We start from the raw sequence: 17,274 nt of genomic DNA, 5'->3' as shown, positions 1-17,274 counted from the left end.
TCACTCCGTGATGGTGGGCGGCGCGGCCAGGAACGGGCGCACCTCGAGCCATTCGTGGATCGGCTTCCCGCCCGCACCGGGGGCGGCCGACAGTTCCCCGGCCAGCTCGATGGCGCGCTCGTAACCGTCGACGTCGATCACCATCCAGCCGGCGATGAGGTCCTTGGTCTCGGCGAACGGGCCATCGGTGACCGGCGGGCGACCCTCGCCGTCGTACCGGACGAACGTGCCCTCGGGGGCGAGCGCCTGGCCGTCGACGAACTCGCCGGTCTTCTCGAGCCGGGCCGCGAAGTCGTGCATGTACTGCATGTGCGCCGAGATCTCCTCCGGCGTCCACCGGTCCATCGGCACGTCGTTGACCGCAGCCGGGGCGCCGCGGTAGTGCTTGAGCAGCAAGTACTTGGCCATCGTGTCTCTCCTCGGTGCTGGTGCGACCCATTGTGGTCGCGTTCACCCCGGGGACGGAGGCAGTCGCGGGTTCTCGACATCGCTGTCCGAATTCATTTGGCTCTCTTGGACGAGCCCGGGGGAGCCGTCGGGGTCGGGCTGCTCCCACGGGCGGGCGTGGGCGGTCGGCGGCGCGGCCGGGTGCTCATCGCCGATCTTGGGGTGCTGGCGCTCGACGAAGGCCCGCGGCCGACGGCGCCAGGCTCCAGTGCCGGCGGCGTGGGCGAGGTGGGCGGCCGGGCGATGCGGGATGTCTCCTCGAAGGGGATGAGGAGGCCCATGACCTGGCGGCCGAGCATCCGGGGCCGGGTCTCGGGAGCACCCGCACTTGCACCGTCGGGGGTTGGCCGATGCCCAGCCGCGCGTGGGGGGATCGGTCCCGGGGCGCCGGGACGGTGGTGGCGTCCTAGCGTGGAGGTGGCCGTGCCAAATCCCGGTCGGCGGCCGATGTCCGGGCTGCTCTGCTCTTCTGACCGGCACCACCTGAGGCCCCGGCTTTCGTTCGGTGCCTGTCCGCGTTGCGCCTTCGTTGTCCCGGCGGTGCCCGGGCGCCTCGCCTGCCCCACGGCTCCTGCCGTCGCTCGCTCGGCCCGCCCGCCACCCCGTCCGGCCGGAGATCCGCTCGGCCCCGCCCGGGCGTCTGTCCAGGCACCGGCCGCCCCGGTTCGCCGGACACGGCCGCTGGTTGGAAGGCAAGCTGTTCGCCAACGGACGGGACAGGGGAGACCAGGGTGATCGAGACGATCGTCGCCGTCGTGGGGGCGTTCAGTACGTTGGCGGGTGTCGGAGTCGGGGTCGCCGGCTACCGGAGCCAGGCTGCGCAGCTCCGGTTGCAGGCTGCGCAGCTGGAGCGCCAGATCGCGGAGGCCGAACGGGCTCGGCTGCTGGCGGTAGCCGCCGAGCAGCGGGCCGCGTCGGCCGAGGAACGTGCTGCACAGGACGCCCAGCGGCAGATCGACCGGGAGGAGCGGGCCGACCGGAGGAGGCAGCGCCTGGCCCTGATCGAGCATGCGCGGGGTCTCACCGTGGTGCCGGGGGACGGCAACAACGTGCGGGTCGTCTACAGTGGCCGGCTCCCGGTGACGGACGTGCGCATCTTCTGGTGGACGAGTGAGATCACTCCCGATGGCCAGAGCATTGATCTGCACTACCCTCCAGGTGTCCGGGAAAGCAACGGCACCGGTGTGACGGTGCTCGCCCCCGTGCCAGGCCTGCCGGAAGGCACGCGCGTGCGTCTGTCCGACATCCACGTCGACTTCACCGACGTGCACGGGCGGCGGTGGCGCCGCCGCGGGAACGGAGCCCTGCTCCAGCAGGTCGACAACGACCACTGGGACCCGGCCCCCACGGCATGGCTGGACGAAGCTGAAGGCAACACCCCGCCCGAGTACCAGGCGTACCCGTACCCGCAGCCGCAGCCGCAGCCGCAGCCGCAGTCGCAGTCGCCGTGGACCGCAGCCGGTGACGAGTCGCCGTTGCCCGCACCCTCGGGCGCATACCCGCAGCCGCAGCCGCAGTCGCAGTCGCCGTGGACCGCAGCCGGTGACGAGTGGCCGTTGCCCGCACCCTCAGGCGCATACCCGCAGCCGCAGCCCAGGCCTTGGTTCGTACCTGCTGAACAGCGACCGCGGCCGCAGTCTGGGCCCAAGCCCGAGACTGTTGCGGGGCGGCTGCGGACGCGCCGGCGGCCCGAACCCGTTGTCCAGCGTCGGCCGCAGGAGAAGGACGACACCAGGAGCGCCACCCTGTGGACTCGACGGCCCGGGCCGATCCTCGCCTTGGCCCTGCTCGGTATCGGCATCGCCTGCCTGACCTACCTCGCTCTCTGACCCTCGCCGGTCGGCCTCCACGACACCACGCAGGTGTGACTGGACCTGGCGGCCGGGAGCCGCCGCAGAGCTGTCCTGCGGCGGCCCGCAGTATCGTCGTCCTCGCAGGTCGGGGCCGTTCCGTCCCCCGGTGGTCGCGGTGGTTGCACCGGTGGGCTCGCCGCGTCGGGCGCCGCGCGCGGGCGGACCGGCCCGGCCGGTCGAATCCTTCCGGCCAGGAAGGTATCGGCAGGAGCGGGTGGCGCCGGGCGCGGTCGTCGGGGCTGGGTTGGGGCGCCCCTACACGTCTTCCCAGGCCATCGAGCTCATCCTCCAGCCGGCAGGCGTCCGGATGAACTGGGTGGTCTTGCGGCCGGAGCCCTCGAACCACTCGCCGTTGAGGAAACCGGACTTGCGGTATTCGCTGAACCGATGCGCGATCGACTCGAAGATTTCAGTCCGCTCGGCGACTTCCCATTCGGAGAACTCCGTCAGCGTCCCATCGGTGAGGATCCTCAGCCGGGGCTCGACGAACGCGTCGAGGTCGTAGACCACGGGCTCAGCCCCGACGTGACTGATGATCATCCCTTGTGGAATGAACACCTCACGGACAGCATCGACGTTCGGCTCGCTGCCGCCGGTGTTGGTGAACGCGCCAAGGAATGTGCGCATCAGCTGGTCGAGCTCGGCTTTGACATCGGACGCGGCTACTCCTCCCACGGGTGACCACTCCTCGGAGAGGATCGACCAGATCTCGCTGTCGCGCCGAATACCCCGGTACGGAGAGTGTTGCCGCAGAACGCCGTCGCGGGTCATCCCGAGCCGGCGCGCGGCGTCGATGCTGCGGGTGTTGCCCGACGCGACCCACCATTCGACCCGGCTCATCCCGCGCTCTCCGAAAGCCCAGTCGATCAACGCCCGGCATGCCCGGGTCACCAGGCCGCGGCCCGCCCCCTCCGCCTCCAGCCAGCAGCCGATCTCGCACACCCCGGAGGCGGCGTCGAACTTCGTGAACATGACGCCGCCGACCAGCGTGCCGTCCAGCCAGATCCCGTAGATCCGGCGGGTGTCCGCGGCCTGCTGGTCCGCGTACCGCTGGAGGACGGCCGTGGCGGAGGCGAGGTCGGTGCTGAACGTCGCCCAGGGTATCCAGGGGTCCACATGCGGCCGGGCGCGGTCGATATGGGCGAGGAACTCCTGCGCGTGCCAGGGCTCCAGGGGGCGGAGCTGCGCATGGTTCCCGAGCGGCAACGCGAACACGGATACCTCGATCCCTGGGGTACGTAACGAGCGTTCGGTATGTAAGGTAGCAGCATGCCACCCGCACCCGGAGATCGTGAAGCCCGCCGCGAGGACGTCTCCCAGGCGGTGTGGCACGTACTCGCCGACAAGGGGTTCGGCGGGCTGACCCTGCGCGCCGTCGCCGCCGCGATGGGCGTTTCGACCGGGATGCTCATGCACTACTTCCCGACCAAGCAGGCCTTGATCGCGCATGCCCTGCATCTGCTGGAGAAGCGCAGCGCAGAACGTCCCCGCCGCGAGCGTCCCACCGCGGGCCTCGCCACGGTGCGAGCCATGCTGCTGGACATCCTGCCGCTGACCCCGGACGGCACGGCCCGCAACCGCATCTGGGTCAGCTCCTGGGACCTGGCCCTCGCCAATGACGGCCTGGCCGCGGACCAGGCCGACCGCTACACCCGGATGCGCTCGGCGATCCGCCCGCATTTCGAGGCCGCGCGCGACCTGGGCGAACTCCCCGCAACCACCGACTGCGAGCAACTCGCCGCCACAGCCGTCGCGTTCACCCACGGACTCGTCGTCCAGGCCCTGTTCGACCCCGACCGGTTCCCCGAGGGCGTACAGACCGCCATGCTCGACGACTTCCTCACCTCAATCGCGGTGCCCCGGCCTGCGGCCGGCGCCGGCAGGCCGGCCCCTGACGGGTAAGCCAGACCACCCGGAGCGTCTGTCGGCCTTGGTGAAGACCCTGTCGTTGCCGACGGTGTCGTCCTCGCGGACGGCGAGGACGCGGATGTGTCCGGCCCGGGTGTCGAGACGTAGAGCCGATGTTCGTCGTGGGAGAGCACGAGTCCGTTGGGTCCGGCGATGTTCCATGACCCCCCTGCTCATCCCGCCCGATGTCACCAGGGGCTCCTCCGTGGGCGTGGTCGGCCGGCGCTCGGATGCCCGAAGGGGCGCACCGGTTCCGGTGCGCCCCTTCGGGAGGGTGGTCTGGTCAGGTGTGAGGATTCAGGTCGATGCCGAACGCGTCGATGATGTCCGGGGCTTCGGTCCACCACAGGTTCGTGTGGTTTCCGGACTCGCCGGAGACGATTCCCCGGGCCTTTCGGTCGGTCCTGTTGGTGACGCTGAAGACCAGTGCGCCGGAATCACCTTGGGTGACGGCCCAATGCGAGTTGCGGCCCATGACACCGCGCACCGCGTGCACTGAGCCGTCCTCCCACTTGAGGTTGTACCTGACGTCCGAGTTCTGCACCTTGATGCCACACGGGACGCCGTGGCCGGTGTAGAAGGAGCGCGCACCGTCCTGGCAGACTGACTGGCCGTTGTAGGAGTAGGCCGTGCCCTTGACGCGGTACCACTTGCCGCGCGGCTGGTCGGCCTCGGCGGAGTTCGTACCGGCGCCGTTGAAGCCGCCGGTTTCGATGAGCTGGGCGTCCCAACGCGCGTTGGTGTTGACGACGTGACCGATCCGATGGCCGTACCTGGCGCCGAAGTGTCCCTCGGGGTCTCCCTCGCCGTAGACGTCGGTTCCGTTGCGGAAGCAGTGGGCGGCGGTGACCAGGGAGTCGCGGCCGACGCCGTTCTCAAGGGCCAGGCCCGCGGTGCACTGGCTGATGTAGCCGCTGCGGTGGGACGGGCCGAGCAGGACGTCGCCGCCGATCTGCGGAGCGGTGTCGTTCCATCGCCAGGAGGCGGGGGCGACCGGGTCACCCGCGACGACCGACACGGGAGCGCCGGTGATGCCGGCGGTGAACTTGCTCTTGATCGAGTCGAGTTTGTCGCTCTTGCCGGCCACGGTGATGCCGGAGCCGTCCGGGTTGACCGAGACGGCGTAGACCTCGGGATCGGCCGCCTCGCCGGCGACGGTCACCTCAAGGATCTGGTCGGCCTGCGCATCCAGGTCCTTCTTCGCGTACTTCGCGGCCGCGACCTTGATCAGGCTGGTGTCGATGCCCGCGTGAGCGGCCTTGGCCGAAGCGATGAGCTTCTGGCCCTGCACGGCGTCGGTCACGTACAGGGTGACCTTGCCGGCATCCTCGTCCACGTACAGGTTGCCGTAGATGCCGGAATAGGCTTTCCGGCCCTGCTCGCCGAGGGCATCGGCGACCGCGTTCAGCGGTTCGGCCCTCGTCGCGAGCGCCAGGATCGCGGAGTCGGTGTCCACCGCCTCCCCGTCCCCGTCCTTGGCCTGCGCTGCTCCACTACCGGTGATCAGGATGGAGCCGGTCACCAGACCGGCCGCCGTGATCGCTGCCAGCGCTTTCTTGCGTAACCCCGTCAAGACTTCCCCCTTGTACGGCAGTTCGGGTTCCGAACTGTTGATTGGGGTCATTCAAACCACGTGATTGGCATCGATGCAAATCGAACATCACCATTCCGGACGGCAGCGATCCGATGCCGTCGTCGAGGCGATGATGCGCACCCTCCGGGATGGCCGGACTTCCCGTCACGGCGAGCAGACCACCAACGCCGAAACCTGGAGCCGGCCCGCAGGCGTGCACCTTGCCGTAGTAATCGCGGCGCGGGCGGGCGGCAGGACGGTCCAGCGGGGTCGATAGGCTCCGCGGAGGACGAGAGGGGACAACGGATGCTGGTGTCGGTGGACTGGCGGGTGGTCGTTGAGGAACACATGCCGCCTGGGTCGATGCTGCGGCTGCGGAAGGATGCCGCGGTGGAGATCTGGCCGGACGACGCGGACGCCGTACGGTTCGCGACCGAGGTCGGTGTGCCGTTTTCCGGCGGGCTGTTCCGGCTGTCGGAGGAGCTGGCGGAGCGGCGGCCGCAGAACCCGGACCGGGCGTTCGCCCGGCCGCTGACCGCCTCGCTGGTGGAGACCGAGCACGGCCGGCTGCGCCAGCTGGGCGAGCTGGCCTGGGGGTTCGTCTTCGTCCACCTCGACGACGGCACGATCTGGGGGTACGACCCGGACGCCGACGAGGACTACGAGCTGATCCACCGCGACCTCTCCTCGCTGGCGTACCTGGTGTACAAGGTCGCCATCGAGCGGCCGCTGCCGGAGGAGCGGCCGACGCCGTACGACTGGGCCGATACCGAGGAGGTCGTCCGGGAGGGCATGAACCGCTGGGACGGGCTGCCGTTCCAGAGCGGTGCGCAATTCTGGGAGTCCTTCCTCGACTCCTATCACATGACCTGAGAGGACCGGCTCAAAGCGAAGCAGGCCGCCCGGAATACCGGGCGGCCTTCGGGCGGGTTGCGGCGGTCCGTCGCACGCAGCGAGTATCTCTTCGATGGCGGCGCGGACGGCGTCGTCCTAGGTGAAGCCTCGCCAGCCGCCGTTGCGACGCGGCTGCTGATCATTGGTCAGGACGCGGATGGCCCGCTCGGCGGCAGCGCGTCCAAGCGCCGCCAGGGCGGGCCGGTCCGGGCTCGCCGCCCACCTTCCAGTCGGCCGGCGTTGCCGCGGCCTTGATCGGCCTTGATCGGCCTCGGGAGCATCGGTGCAGCGGTCAGGACCGGTCGCGGCTCCGCGACCACAGCTGAGCTGCGTCAGTCCAGGCAGAACTCGTTGCCCTCCGGGTCGGTCATCACGATGAAGCCGGCGCCTATCGGGGGAGCGGGCTCGTGGCGACGTACCCGCGTCGCTCCCAGCGCGACGAGCCGGTCGCACTCGACCTCCAGCGCCGCCATCCGCTCCTCTCCCCGCAGTCCGGGAGCCGCGCGGATGTCCAGGTGGACGCGGTTCTTGACGACCTTGTCCTCCGGCACCTGCTGGAAGAACAGCCGTGGACCGTGCCCGTCCGGGTCCTCGATGGCCGATCTCGTGTTGCGCTGCTCCTCCGGTACGCCGATCCGCGCGAGGAAGTCGTCCCACGCGGCCAACGGGTCGGCGTCCTCCGGCACGTCGACTCCGGGCGGGCCGGGGTGGCGGTAGTCCAACACGTCGCGCCAGAAGGACGACAGCGCCCGCGGGTCGTGGGCGTCGAAGGTGACCTGGATGTGGCGGCTCATCGGGTTGCTCCGTTCGTGGCGGGTTTCGTGCGCGGGTAGAGGTCGCGCGGCGCGCAGACCGCGGACCGGTGGTCGATCAGCTCGCGGTGGACGTGCAGCATCAGGTCGGCCATGGGCATCCCGGGGAAGGGCTCCTTCGCGCCGATTGCGACCCGGAGCCCGGTGTCGCCGAGGCCACGCACCCAGGCTAGCCAGGGGTCGAGCTGGTCGAGCGCGGCGGCCGCGCTGTCGGCATACTCCCAGGTCTCGTACGACGCCGTCGGCGCGGGTGGTGCGGTCGCCGGCGCCGGCGACGCCGCGCTCCGGGCACTGACCAAGCTCGACCAGGTGCTGCCCACCCGGCTCCGGCACGAGGTGCGCGCGCTCTCCGGCTCGGTGGAGACCTTCGGTGGAGGCGGCACGCCGGTCGACCCCGAGGCGCTCATGACGCTGGCCAGAGCCTGCCGCGACGAGGTCGAGCAGGCTTCGACGACCCCTCCGGGGGCGATGTGCGACGGCGGCGCGTCGAGCCCTACCGCCTGGTCGCCTCCGAGCGGCGGTGGTACCTCCTCGCATACGACCTCGATCGCGACGACTGGCGCACCTTCCGCGTGGACCGGATGACCGGGGTGTCCGCACGGACCTGGCGCTTCCGCCCGCGCGCGGCGCCCGACGCGGCGAGGTACGTGCAGGAGCGGGTGGCGAGCCGGGTCCACCCGCACCCCAGGCGCGCTTCCTCGTGCACGCGTCGGCCGAGACGGCTGGCCCGGTGGACACCTTGCTCCACGTCCGTCGGCTGCGCTCGCGTCACGCAATGAGATCTGGAGGCTGCTCTGCTACCGGCGTGGGCCGTAGCTCCAGTAGTGGTCCGGGTAGTCCCCGCACGGGTACTGCATCAGCGGGGCCTGCGGGGCGGTGCTGCGGTAGGTGACGGCGAGGCACAGGCGGCTGTTGTCGTTGACGAAGCGGAGACCGTTCGGCCACTTCTCGATCTTCCAGGACTGCCCAGGGTTGTTCCTGCACGTGGACTGGATGACAGGGGCGGCGGCCTGGGTGCTGGAGTCCCGGACGGAGAGGCACAGCGCGCTGTTGTAGCTGACGATCCGGTAGTAGGTGTCGCCTTCGGCGTCCGTGTAGGTCTTCTGGGCTTCCCAGAAGTGGTCGGGGTAGTCCCCGCAGGGGTACTGCTGGACCTCGCGGCCTTCGTCCCTGGTGCCCCCGGGCGTGGCCATGCACTGCAGGCTGTTGCCGTTCTTGAGCGCCACCGGTCCCGTCGGCGGGACGGCCGGGGTTCCGCCGAGACGGCCGGGCGGCGAGGGTTCCGTCCCTGGTTTCGGCACGGAGGTGGTGGGCGCGGACGACGGCGCGGGCTTCTCGCTCCCGCCCGGCGGCGACGGGGCGGCAGGCTCCGGCAGGGCACCGGGGCCTGCGGCCGGAGCCGCCGTATCCGTTGGTGCGGGGACCACGGGCGCGGGGACCGTTGGTGCGGGGGTCACGGGTGCGGGGACCGCCGGTGCGGGGGTCACGGGTGCGGGGACCGTTGCTTCGGTCCGGGGAGGTGTACCGCCCGGTGGGGGAGAGGCCGGTGAGGTGATCGGCCCCACGCCCGGAGCGGGTGGTGAGGGTGGTGAACTGCCGTCTGCCGTCGCCGGGGAGGGGCCGGCGGTGGTTGCACCGGTTCCCGGCCCCACGCGGGCGCCGGCTGCCCGGGGGGCCGTGTCAGACCCGGCGGGCGCCGCCTTGCCCACGTGGATGCCCACCAGCACCCCGGTGAACAACAGCACACCGGCCAGGGCCGCCCCGACCGCACCCATGGCTGCGGCGCTCCGGGCCGTTCGGGGGCGCCCTGCGCGGGCCCCCTCGGCGCGCGACGGGCCGGTCGACGCTCGGCCCAGCACAAACGGACCGGTCAGGCGATTGTCCGGGGCCCGGACCAACTCGCCACGGACAATCCTCGGGTCGGCACAGGCGGGGGCCATCCGGATCACTTCCCGGTACCGGTCGGCCAAGGCCTCCCGCACCCTCACCAGGTCGGTCTCCAGACATCGCAGCACCGGGAGGTGTGCCGCCACCCCGCCGGTCCCGGCCGGTTCGGTCCCCGCCGCCTCGCTCACCACCGGCTCGCCCCCCGCCCGGTGCCGGTCATCGTTCGCCAGGGCAGCCGTCCGCCCCTGGCCGACCAGGAGACCGACGGCGTCGTGCTCCCGTCCAGCCCTCCGTTGCACCTCCCGCGCGCTCTCCCTGATCCGTCGCACCTCGGTCAGGCAGCGAGTCGCCTCCCGCAGTCGGGCCCGCCGCCACTCGGCCGCTTCTCCGTCGCCGAGGAGCCGGGCTGCCGGACTCGCTTCGTCCGTGGCATCGGCGCCCAGCTCACTCCGCAACTCGGCCACGATCGCCACCAGCACCCGGATGAGTTCTTCCGACTCCGCCACGCCCGCCTCGGCCTGCCGCTGCGCCTGTCGGGCCCGGTCCAATGCCTGCTGGGCGGCCGAGCGTTCCGCCGCGGGCGGACGGAGCCCCTCGGCCGCCCGGGTGGCTTGTTCGTGCAGGTGACCGGCGCGTTCCAGCAGCATCGTCCGGGCCCTCGGGTCCGCCTCGTGGTCGTGGATCAGCCGCTGGAGCAGGTGCCACGGGATGTCCTTCTCCGCGGAGCGGTACTCGCTCCAGCTGGTCCTGCCGGCCGGGTACCGCTGAGCGAGCTTGCGGACGGTGATCCCCGCGGTCACCTCCCGTACGAACCTGGCCAGGGCGTCCGCCTGCTCGGTCTCTCCCTTGAGCCGTCCCTGCGGGCGTCCAGCACCAACCACCCTGTGCCCCCTGCCTTGTCCGCGGCCAAGCCGAATTGTCCGCCGCTCACCTGAGGGTTGGCGACTTCTTGTAGATGGACAATCAAAACAGGTCGCACTCTGGAGTCTCCACCGGTTCTTCGGACAACTTGCAGGCCTCCCAAAGTGTTTGGGAGGCGCCCGGTCGTGTCGCGAGGCGTGGTGCGTAGCCGGAGATGAGGCGAGCGCGGGGATCGCTGTGAGGCGGCCGCCAGCCGTGTCACGAGTTCACCGGGCGCAGTGGTGCGTTCGGCAGGAGTCCTCCGTACCTCGCGAGTCGTCCGGAGCGCAGCGGGTGGAAAGCACGGAAGACCGCAACACCGACAAGAAGGAGGAACGAGATGCGCAAGCAGTTCGCGCTGGCTGCGGCCAGTGCCGTCATGATGATCACGTCCGCGGCCGGCACCGCCTCGGCCCAGGCGCCCGTCGGAGCGGGCGGCGGTGCCCCGGTCGTCGCGACGGCCGGGGGAGTCTTCCCCAACGTCGACAGCGGCAAGTGCATCGATGCTGCGTGGAGTCACACCAATGGCACGGCCGTCACGCAGTGGGACTGCTACGGCGGTGCCACCCAGTCGTGGAGCTGGAGCAACGGGCAGCTTGTCAACGCCGACAGTGGCAAGTGCCTCGACGCCGGGTGGAGTCACACCAACGGCACGGCCGTCACCCAGTGGGACTGCTACGGCGGCGCCACCCAGTCGTGGGGCGTGGCCCTGACGTTCTCCGGGTGGCAGATCATCAACAACGACAGCGGGAAGTGCCTGGACGCCTCCTGGAGTCAGGCGAACGGCACCACCCTCGTCCAGTGGGACTGCTACGGCGGTGCGACGCAGCTCTGGCGGCTGTGAGCATCGCGTCGGGTGAAGACCGATCAGACAGTGTCCTGACCAGGAACCGGAGGGTATTCGTGTTCAAGAAGACTGCCGTTGTCGCGGCCGCCGTCGGAATGGTTCTCCTGCCGTTCGCGGGGGTCGCCTCCGCCGCCACGCCGCTGCCGTGCGGATCGGGCTACCAGTGCGACGACTTCGACCCGGGGAAGGCCAGCTGGGACAGGAAGGACACCGACGACCGGAAGAGCCTCGGCTGCTCGACGGTCGAGCTCCGGTCCGGCAAGAACAACGGCTCCTGGTACGCGTGGGGCCGGCTCACCGTCGGGAGCGTCTGTGGCCGGTACGACGCCTGGATCGACCGCTCCTACGACGGTGGCAGGAACTGGCAGCTGGTCGGCTACTTCGAGGTGACCGACATCGAGGGGTCGAACTTCGGCAACATGTTCTACTGGCCGGACGGCGCCAAGATCCGGGCCGGTCTCAAGAAGCACGGGGACCCGTTCAGCAAGTCCAAGACGACGGCGTGGCACTAGGGGTACTGACCGGGAGGTTGGTGACGGGGTCCATGGCCGGCTGATCTTGAGTTGGGTGAGGGCCTTCTGGCTCGGTGTGGATGGCGACATCTGCACCCGCTGTCGGAAGGCCCTCACGCCACACCGCAAGGCAGCGCTGACCGAGACTGGCCGCCTCCGTCTCGCCCGCTGCGTGGTCGAGGAGGGTTGGCCACTGTGCCGGGCCGCCGAACTTTCCCGGGTCTCACGACCACGGCCGAGCTGTGGATCATCAAGGGGTCGCTCATCGAAGCCGTCGGTCGGCAGGATTCCCCCGTCCATCCGTCACATTCTGCGGTCGGAATCCGTCAGTGAGCCAACGCAGACCGACAGATGGAAGGACCCCACGATGCTGACGAACATCATGTACGTGACGCTCTACGTCACTGATCAGGAGCGCGCGCTGAGGTTCTACACGGAACAGCTCGGCCTGGAGAAGCGCGTCGACTACCCCGGTCCTGACGGACGCTTTCTCACCGTGGGCGCCCTCGGCAGTCCGGTGGAGATCATCCTGTGGGCGCACGCGGCGGCTGCGGGGCAGCCGGCCGAGGTACTGCCGGGCGCCACGCCCGGTCCGGTCATCCTTGAGTCGGACGACCTGCGGGAGGACTTCAAGGTGTTCTGCGACCGCGGTGTGGCCTTCGACAAGCCGGAGCCGGAGGAGTACGGGTTCGGCATGGGCATCGAGGCGGTGGATCCGGACGGCAACCGCATCTCGCTGCGCCAGCGCGCAGCCTGGCAGAGCCGTGGCGATGGCTGACCGTTTGTAGGCCCGGTGGGGCCGGCACCGCCCGGCGCCAGCCCCACCGGGCTCGAACAGGTTCGTGCGGTGAGCGACCCACTCCGGACGCAGACCCTGACCCTGCCGAGGCGCTCCAGCATGCCGACGTGCGATCGACTCCCTGATCGATCACGTGACTGCTGCCTCGGGTCTTGCCGATCCCGGCCAGACCCGCCGCCGAAACCACCGCCGGTACCACCGCCGCCGTCGGCCCCGCCGACGCCAGTCCCGGGGCGAGAGCGGCCAGCAGCCGCAAGGTCGTGACCACGGTCATCGCCGGCGCTGCTTGGTCGTCGGCTCTGTAAGTGGGCCCGAGCTCGTTCCGCGGTTCCGAGAAGATGCGGGCAGTGGCCGTCGGGGGTGACCACTGCCGCTCCAGGACGGTGGATTGGCGTGGGTGTACCGGTGCGGGCGGCGTCGGGGAGCCGGTCAGTGGTGGGGATGCAGGGTCGCCCAGCCGTGTTCGAGCAGGGCGAAGGCTTCCTCGGCGGTGCGCCGCGGGTCGGTGTGCCGCCGGATCAGGACGCGGGCCTCCAGTGCGAAACGGGCCAGGGCGGCGCAGGCGATGTCGTCCTCAGGGGCGCCGACCTCGTTCGCGATGGCGCGCGCCAGAGCCGCTTCGTGGCGGGTCCACATGTGGTGGGCGTAGTCGCGCAGGGCCGGGGTGTCCTGCACCATGCGCGTGAAGGCGGCGAAGCGTGGGTCCGTGGTGTTGACGGCGAGCTGGGTCTGCGTCAGCAGGATGTGCTCGCGCAGGGCGAGTGGGATCGACTGGCCGGGGGGCCGGTTGTGGACGGCGGCGACGAGTGCCGCCTCAATGTCGTCGTCCTGGTCGAAGACCAGTGATTCCTTGCCGGGGAAGTGCTTGAACAGGGTGGTCACGGACACGTCGGCGGCGTCGGCGACGTCTTTGACGCCGACCTGGTCGTAGCCGCGGTCGAGGAAGAGCCGGAGAGCGGCGTCGGCCAGCGATTGGCGGGTCTGGGCCTTCTTGCGCTCGCGGCGCCCGGTCGGTTCGGTCACCGGTACACCGTACGCCACCATGAACCCGCTGTGAAAGTATAGTCATTGCACTTTCATAGTGACTGTGCTTTCTTGGTCGTGCGCCGGAACCATCGGCAGCTCACCCCATCTCCCCGAGGAACATCCCTATGAACTCTGCTCGTGACCCACGCATCGCGGTCGTCGGTGCCGGCCTCGGAGGCCTGGCCCTGGCCGGCGTCCTGCAACGCCACGGCCGCTCCGTCACCGTCCTCGAACGTGAGCCCTCCGCCGGCGCCCGCCCCCAGGGTGGCACCCTCGACATACACGCCGGCACCGGTCAGCTCGCCCTGCGCGCGGCCGGCCTGCTCGACCGGTTCCGCACACTCGCCCGTCCCGAAGGCCAGGAGTGGCGCCTGCTCGACCCCGCCTCCGGCGCCGCCCTGCCCTTCACCGGGCCCGCCCATGACGACGACAGCCCGGAGATCGACCGCGGCCAGCTGCGCGGCCTGCTTCTGGAATCCCTCGCCGCGGACACCGTCCGGTGGAGCTGCGCCGTCACCGGGGCCGCCCCGCTCGGGGACGGCACGTGGCGCCTGCACCTCGGCGACGGCACCACTGAGGACTTCGACCTGGTGGTCGGCGCCGACGGCGCCTGGTCACGCATCCGTCCGGCCCTGTCGGACGCCACGCCCACCTACACCGGCGTCACGTTCGTCGAGGCCGGCTTCGACGACTGCGACCTCCGCCACCCCGCGCTCGCGCGGATGGTCGGCAATGGCAGCCTGCTCGCGAAGTCCGACGGCAGGGCCCTGTCCGCCCAGCGCAACAGCAACGGCCACATCCGCGCCTACATCGCCTTCCGCGGCCCGCAGGACTGGAACCTGGTCGCCGACGTGGACCTCGGCGACCAAGAGGCCGTGCGCACCCACCTGCTGGAGACGTTCGACGGCTGGGACGAGCGCCTGCTGTACCTCCTGCGGCACAACGACAGCGCGTTCGTCAACCGGCCCCTGTTCGTACTGCCCGCCCCGCACACCTGGGAGCACGTCCCCGGCATCACCCTGCTCGGCGACGCCGCGCACCTGATGCCCCCGGTCGGACTCGGCGCCAACCTCGCCATGCTCGACGGCGCCGACCTCGCACACGCCCTCATCACCGAATCCGGCATCGACGACGCCGTCCAGGCCTACGAGGGCATCATGCTGCCACGCTCCATCAAGGCCGCTCACGACTGCGCCGGTGCGCTCAACCACATCGTTCCCCCGACGAGTGTGTCCCTCGGGTGAGCGCCTGAAGGTTGGCGTCCCGGCAGCGGCCAGTGTTCGGCTCGTTGAAGCAGGGGGCGTGTTCCAGCGACGGCATCCGATTCGAGAAGTCCCGGCCTGCCTGTTGGATGCGGTCGGTCGGCTCCCGGGCCTGGCGGGGTAGAGGCCGCAGGCGTAGTCCAGGGCGTCCTCGGGGCTGCTGGCGCAGCGCTGCGATGCGCCAGGCGGGGGTGGCGGGGCCGCCGGGGGGGCCGGCCCCCCGGGGGGGGGGGCCCCCCCCCGCCCGGCCCCCCGCCCCCCCCCCCCCCCCCCCCGGGGTGGGGGGGGGGGGGGGGCCGGGCGGGGGGGGGCCGGGGGGGGGGGGGGGGGGGGGGGGGGGGCCCCCCCCCCCCGGGCGGGTGGCTCACACCTGCGCCATGCCGCCGTCCGCGAAGAGCTCGACGCCGGTGATGAAGCTGGAGGCGTCGCTGGAGAGGAAGACCGCGGCCTTGCCCATCTCGCGCGGGTCGGCGATCCGCCCGGTCGGGTTGCCCTCTCCCATGGTCTTGACGGCGGCGTCGACGTGGTCGGCTCCCTGGGCCATCGCCAGTGCGCTGCGCAGGGAGTCGGTGTCGACCGCGCCGGGGCTGAGGATGTTCATTCGGACGCCCGATCCCTTGGTGTCCTGGATCCAGGCCCGAATGAAGTTGCGTACGGCGGCCTTCGAGCCGCCGTACAGGCTCATCCCGCGCGGCGGCTGAATGGACGCCGTGGAGCCGATGATGACGACGGTGCCGCCGGGCGGCAGCAGCGCAAGCGCGGGCTGGACGGTGAACAGGACACCCTTGACATTGACGTCGAAGGTCCGGTCGAACTGCTCCTCGGTGATCGCCCCGAGCGGGGCGTGCGCGCCGATCCCGGCGTTGGCCACGATCGCGTCGAGTCGCCCGTGACGCTCCTTCACCTGCCGGTAGGCGGCTTCCATGTCCGCGAGCCTGGTGACGTCGGCCACGATCCCCGAGCAGTTCGGCCCGATCGCCGTGACCGCCTCTTCCAGTGCCTCCTGCTGCAGGTCGGTGATGACCACGCGGGCGCCACTGGCGGCGAACTCGTGGGCGATGCCCAGGCCGACCCCGGACGCGCCGCCCGTGACGACGGCGACCTTTCCTTCGAGCGAGAGACTCATCTTTTTCTCCTGTGAGTGAGCGGATTCCCACGTGTGCGTTCGCGACAGGAATCGTGCAGACGGCTGTGAAGGCCCAGGCCGTGACGGGGCCGGGCCGGTGGTCCACCCGTTGCTCCGGGGACTGGCGGCAGTGGCCGCGCGACGTCGGGAGTATGGGAGGGGAGGCACGCATGCGCGCGCGGCGGATGCGGGCGGCGTATATGCCCTAGAGTGGAAGTGGAGGCGCCTCCAGTTCCTTGACTGTAAGTGGAGGCGCCGCCAGTTAGCAAGCCGGGACCACAGGAGACCGCCGATGGCCAGAGAGACAGGGCGCCCGCTACGGGCCGACGCGCAGCGCAACCGGGACAAGATCCTCGCGGCCGCAGTGCGCGTCTTCGCCGAAGAGGGACTGGACGCGCACCTGGAGCGCATCGCCAAAGAGGCCGGCGTCGGCTCCGGCACGCTCTACCGCAACTTCCCCACCCGGGAGATCCTCATCGAGGCCGCCTACCGTAACGAGCTGAGCCGGCTGTGCGACGCCGCCCCCGACCTGCTGGCCGCGCTGGCCCCGCGTGAGGCCCTGCGCGCCTGGATGGGCCGCTTCATCGACTACGCGACCGCCAAACTGGGCATGGCCGACGCCCTGCGCGCCCTCGTCGAATCCGGCGTTAACCCCTACGCCCAGAGCCACGAGATGATGCTGGCCGCCCTGACCTCACTCCTGGCCGCCGGCGTCGAAGCCGGCACCATCCGCTCCGACATCGGTCCCACCGACATGTTCGCCGCCCTCACCGGCATCGCACTCGCCTCCGGAAAGCCGGAACAGCGAGCGCAGGCCGAACGCCTCCTCGACCTCACCCTGGACGGCCTGAGCACCGACCGACCCTGACAGGCGGCGGCACCCAAGACCTCGTTGCCTCCGCGAGAGCCCCAGCCGCCGACCGGGTCGAACAGGGCGGAGGAGCAGACCACATCCTCGGACGTCAGTGGCCGATCCCCGGTGAGCAGGCTCGGACGTCCGGCGGTCCGCGCTCAGATCCGGGCATTGCCGAGATTGCCCTACCGGCCCTGCGCAATTCGGCGCTGACCGAGTTGTCGTGGCGGAAGACGCCCGGCTCGAAGTCCAGCGGCTGCGTCCCACAGGACGTGGCGGGCGAAGTGTGACTTCGAGGGGTGCTGACCACCGCCGGCCGTGGTGATCATCTCGTCTGGAGCGGTTCGGGCTGAACAGGCACAGCGCCGATGCCGTCATTCCCCATGTTCCAGGGACGTGACCACAGGCCTGCGTTCCGCGTAATTCAGCGGCCTAGAGTCACGAATCTGGGGTCTGACCTGCGCGGACATGGGTGAGGGTGCCTGAGAGTCGTTTCTCTAGGCGCTGGTGTTCGTGCTGGTCAGCGGGGTGCGGGTTCGAGGGCGATGATCTGCTTCGGTGCGGGGATGCCGAGC

The 17,274-nt window shown here is 70.7% G+C and carries 16 protein-coding genes and 1 pseudogene; 9 read left to right on the top strand and 8 right to left on the bottom strand.

Annotated elements, in window-relative coordinates; all coding sequences use genetic code 11:
- The gene (locus tag ACIBH3_RS13585; RefSeq protein WP_396312106.1) at positions 1–408 is read right to left on the bottom strand and encodes a YciI family protein; all 408 of its coding nucleotides are present in this window, start codon (positions 406–408) and stop codon (positions 1–3) included.
- Positions 409–1,178: 770 nt separating this feature from the next.
- On the opposite strand from ACIBH3_RS13585, the gene ACIBH3_RS13580 reads away from it, so the two are divergent.
- The gene (locus ACIBH3_RS13580; protein WP_396312105.1) at positions 1,179–2,276 is read left to right on the top strand and encodes a hypothetical protein; all 1,098 of its coding nucleotides are present in this window, start codon (positions 1,179–1,181) and stop codon (positions 2,274–2,276) included.
- A gap of 279 nt (positions 2,277–2,555) precedes the next feature.
- On the opposite strand, the gene ACIBH3_RS13575 is transcribed toward ACIBH3_RS13580, so the two are convergent.
- Positions 2,556–3,515, bottom strand: a complete 960-nt coding sequence (locus tag ACIBH3_RS13575; protein WP_396312104.1) for a GNAT family N-acetyltransferase — start codon at positions 3,513–3,515, stop codon at positions 2,556–2,558.
- Positions 3,516–3,569: 54 nt separating this feature from the next.
- Here ACIBH3_RS13575 and ACIBH3_RS13570 point away from each other — a divergent pair, with 54 nt between their 5' ends.
- A complete protein-coding gene (locus ACIBH3_RS13570; RefSeq protein ID WP_396312103.1) occupies positions 3,570–4,202 on the top strand; it encodes a TetR/AcrR family transcriptional regulator in 633 nt (210 codons plus the stop codon).
- 289 nt (positions 4,203–4,491) lie between these two features.
- Here the strand turns inward: ACIBH3_RS13570 and ACIBH3_RS13565 are convergent, their stop codons facing one another.
- Positions 4,492–5,781 (bottom strand): hypothetical protein, encoded by a 1,290-nt coding sequence (locus ACIBH3_RS13565; protein WP_396312102.1) that lies wholly within the window; start codon positions 5,779–5,781, stop codon positions 4,492–4,494.
- Between the two features lie 306 nt (positions 5,782–6,087).
- On the opposite strand from ACIBH3_RS13565, the gene ACIBH3_RS13560 reads away from it, so the two are divergent.
- Positions 6,088–6,654, top strand: a complete 567-nt coding sequence (locus ACIBH3_RS13560; protein ID WP_396312101.1) for an SUKH-4 family immunity protein — start codon at positions 6,088–6,090, stop codon at positions 6,652–6,654.
- 353 nt (positions 6,655–7,007) lie between these two features.
- On the opposite strand, the gene ACIBH3_RS13555 is transcribed toward ACIBH3_RS13560, so the two are convergent.
- Together ACIBH3_RS13555 and ACIBH3_RS13550 are read right to left on the bottom strand one after the other, a co-directional pair.
- Complete coding sequence (locus ACIBH3_RS13555; protein ID WP_396312100.1) at positions 7,008–7,469, bottom strand: VOC family protein; 462 nt, start codon at positions 7,467–7,469, stop codon at positions 7,008–7,010.
- Positions 7,466–7,588 carry a hypothetical protein gene (locus ACIBH3_RS13550; RefSeq protein ID WP_396312099.1) on the bottom strand — a complete coding sequence of 41 codons (123 nt, stop codon included), beginning with the start codon at positions 7,586–7,588 and terminating at the stop codon, positions 7,466–7,468. The genes ACIBH3_RS13555 and ACIBH3_RS13550 overlap by 4 nt, the downstream gene beginning before the upstream one ends.
- Positions 7,589–7,730: 142 nt before the next feature.
- Between ACIBH3_RS13550 and ACIBH3_RS13545 the strand changes: the two are divergent.
- Positions 7,731–8,205: pseudogene (locus tag ACIBH3_RS13545) on the top strand (helix-turn-helix transcriptional regulator); the annotation flags it as partial.
- 79 nt (positions 8,206–8,284) lie between these two features.
- Here ACIBH3_RS13545 and ACIBH3_RS13540 read toward each other — a convergent pair.
- On the bottom strand, positions 8,285–8,680 hold the full coding sequence (locus tag ACIBH3_RS13540) for an RICIN domain-containing protein (RefSeq protein WP_396312098.1): 396 nt from the start codon (positions 8,678–8,680) through the stop codon (positions 8,285–8,287).
- A gap of 1,934 nt (positions 8,681–10,614) precedes the next feature.
- Between ACIBH3_RS13540 and ACIBH3_RS13535 the strand changes: the two genes are divergently transcribed.
- The 3 genes from ACIBH3_RS13535 to ACIBH3_RS13525 all read left to right on the top strand — a co-directional run bounded on the left by ACIBH3_RS13535 (position 10,615) and on the right by ACIBH3_RS13525 (position 12,411).
- Positions 10,615–11,118 carry an RICIN domain-containing protein gene (locus ACIBH3_RS13535; protein WP_396312097.1) on the top strand — a complete coding sequence of 168 codons (504 nt, stop codon included), beginning with the start codon at positions 10,615–10,617 and terminating at the stop codon, positions 11,116–11,118.
- A 59-nt stretch (positions 11,119–11,177) separates the two neighbouring features.
- A complete protein-coding gene (locus tag ACIBH3_RS13530) occupies positions 11,178–11,633 on the top strand; it encodes a hypothetical protein (RefSeq protein ID WP_396312096.1) in 456 nt (151 codons plus the stop codon).
- 367 nt (positions 11,634–12,000) lie between these two features.
- Positions 12,001–12,411: a VOC family protein gene (locus ACIBH3_RS13525; protein WP_396312095.1), complete on the top strand. Its 411-nt coding sequence runs from the start codon at positions 12,001–12,003 to the stop codon at positions 12,409–12,411.
- 450 nt (positions 12,412–12,861) lie between these two features.
- Here the strand turns inward: ACIBH3_RS13525 and ACIBH3_RS13520 are convergent, their stop codons facing one another.
- Positions 12,862–13,476, bottom strand: a complete 615-nt coding sequence (locus ACIBH3_RS13520) for a TetR/AcrR family transcriptional regulator (RefSeq protein WP_396312094.1) — start codon at positions 13,474–13,476, stop codon at positions 12,862–12,864.
- A 107-nt stretch (positions 13,477–13,583) separates the two neighbouring features.
- On the opposite strand from ACIBH3_RS13520, the gene ACIBH3_RS13515 reads away from it, so the two are divergent.
- The gene (locus ACIBH3_RS13515; protein WP_396312093.1) at positions 13,584–14,702 is read left to right on the top strand and encodes an FAD-dependent oxidoreductase; all 1,119 of its coding nucleotides are present in this window, start codon (positions 13,584–13,586) and stop codon (positions 14,700–14,702) included.
- A 382-nt stretch (positions 14,703–15,084) separates the two neighbouring features.
- Here the strand turns inward: ACIBH3_RS13515 and ACIBH3_RS13510 are convergent, their stop codons facing one another.
- Positions 15,085–15,846, bottom strand: coding sequence for an SDR family NAD(P)-dependent oxidoreductase (locus tag ACIBH3_RS13510; RefSeq protein ID WP_396312092.1), 762 nt, complete (start codon positions 15,844–15,846; stop codon positions 15,085–15,087).
- Between the two features lie 292 nt (positions 15,847–16,138).
- On the opposite strand from ACIBH3_RS13510, the gene ACIBH3_RS13505 reads away from it, so the two are divergent.
- Positions 16,139–16,714 (top strand): TetR/AcrR family transcriptional regulator, encoded by a 576-nt coding sequence (locus ACIBH3_RS13505; RefSeq protein ID WP_396312091.1) that lies wholly within the window; start codon positions 16,139–16,141, stop codon positions 16,712–16,714.
- Positions 16,715–17,274: the final 560 nt, after the last annotated feature.

The organism is Kitasatospora sp. NPDC050543 (assembly GCF_044457565.1).
GTDB lineage: Bacteria > Actinomycetota > Actinomycetes > Streptomycetales > Streptomycetaceae > Kitasatospora.
Note: the sequence above shows the minus strand (reverse complement) of the source record. Positions and strands in the feature narration are given on the sequence as shown.

Bases quoted from the DNA above. Each gene is read 5' to 3' on its own strand.
- ACIBH3_RS13550 (WP_396312099.1), bottom strand. From the start codon at position 7,588: ATGCCCATGGCCGACCTGATGCTGCACGTCCACCGCGAGCTGATCGAC.
- ACIBH3_RS13570 (WP_396312103.1), top strand. From the start codon at position 3,570: ATGCCACCCGCACCCGGAGATCGTGAAGCCCGCCGCGAGGACGTCTCC.
- ACIBH3_RS13520 (WP_396312094.1), bottom strand. From the start codon at position 13,476: ATGGTGGCGTACGGTGTACCGGTGACCGAACCGACCGGGCGCCGCGAG.
- ACIBH3_RS13505 (WP_396312091.1), top strand. From the start codon at position 16,139: ATGGCCAGAGAGACAGGGCGCCCGCTACGGGCCGACGCGCAGCGCAAC.
- ACIBH3_RS13525 (WP_396312095.1), top strand. From the start codon at position 12,001: ATGCTGACGAACATCATGTACGTGACGCTCTACGTCACTGATCAGGAG.
- ACIBH3_RS13585 (WP_396312106.1), bottom strand. From the start codon at position 408: ATGGCCAAGTACTTGCTGCTCAAGCACTACCGCGGCGCCCCGGCTGCG.
- ACIBH3_RS13540 (WP_396312098.1), bottom strand. From the start codon at position 8,680: ATGGCCACGCCCGGGGGCACCAGGGACGAAGGCCGCGAGGTCCAGCAG.
- ACIBH3_RS13560 (WP_396312101.1), top strand. From the start codon at position 6,088: ATGCTGGTGTCGGTGGACTGGCGGGTGGTCGTTGAGGAACACATGCCG.
- ACIBH3_RS13510 (WP_396312092.1), bottom strand. From the start codon at position 15,846: ATGAGTCTCTCGCTCGAAGGAAAGGTCGCCGTCGTCACGGGCGGCGCG.
- ACIBH3_RS13515 (WP_396312093.1), top strand. From the start codon at position 13,584: ATGAACTCTGCTCGTGACCCACGCATCGCGGTCGTCGGTGCCGGCCTC.
- ACIBH3_RS13555 (WP_396312100.1), bottom strand. From the start codon at position 7,469: ATGAGCCGCCACATCCAGGTCACCTTCGACGCCCACGACCCGCGGGCG.
- ACIBH3_RS13535 (WP_396312097.1), top strand. From the start codon at position 10,615: ATGCGCAAGCAGTTCGCGCTGGCTGCGGCCAGTGCCGTCATGATGATC.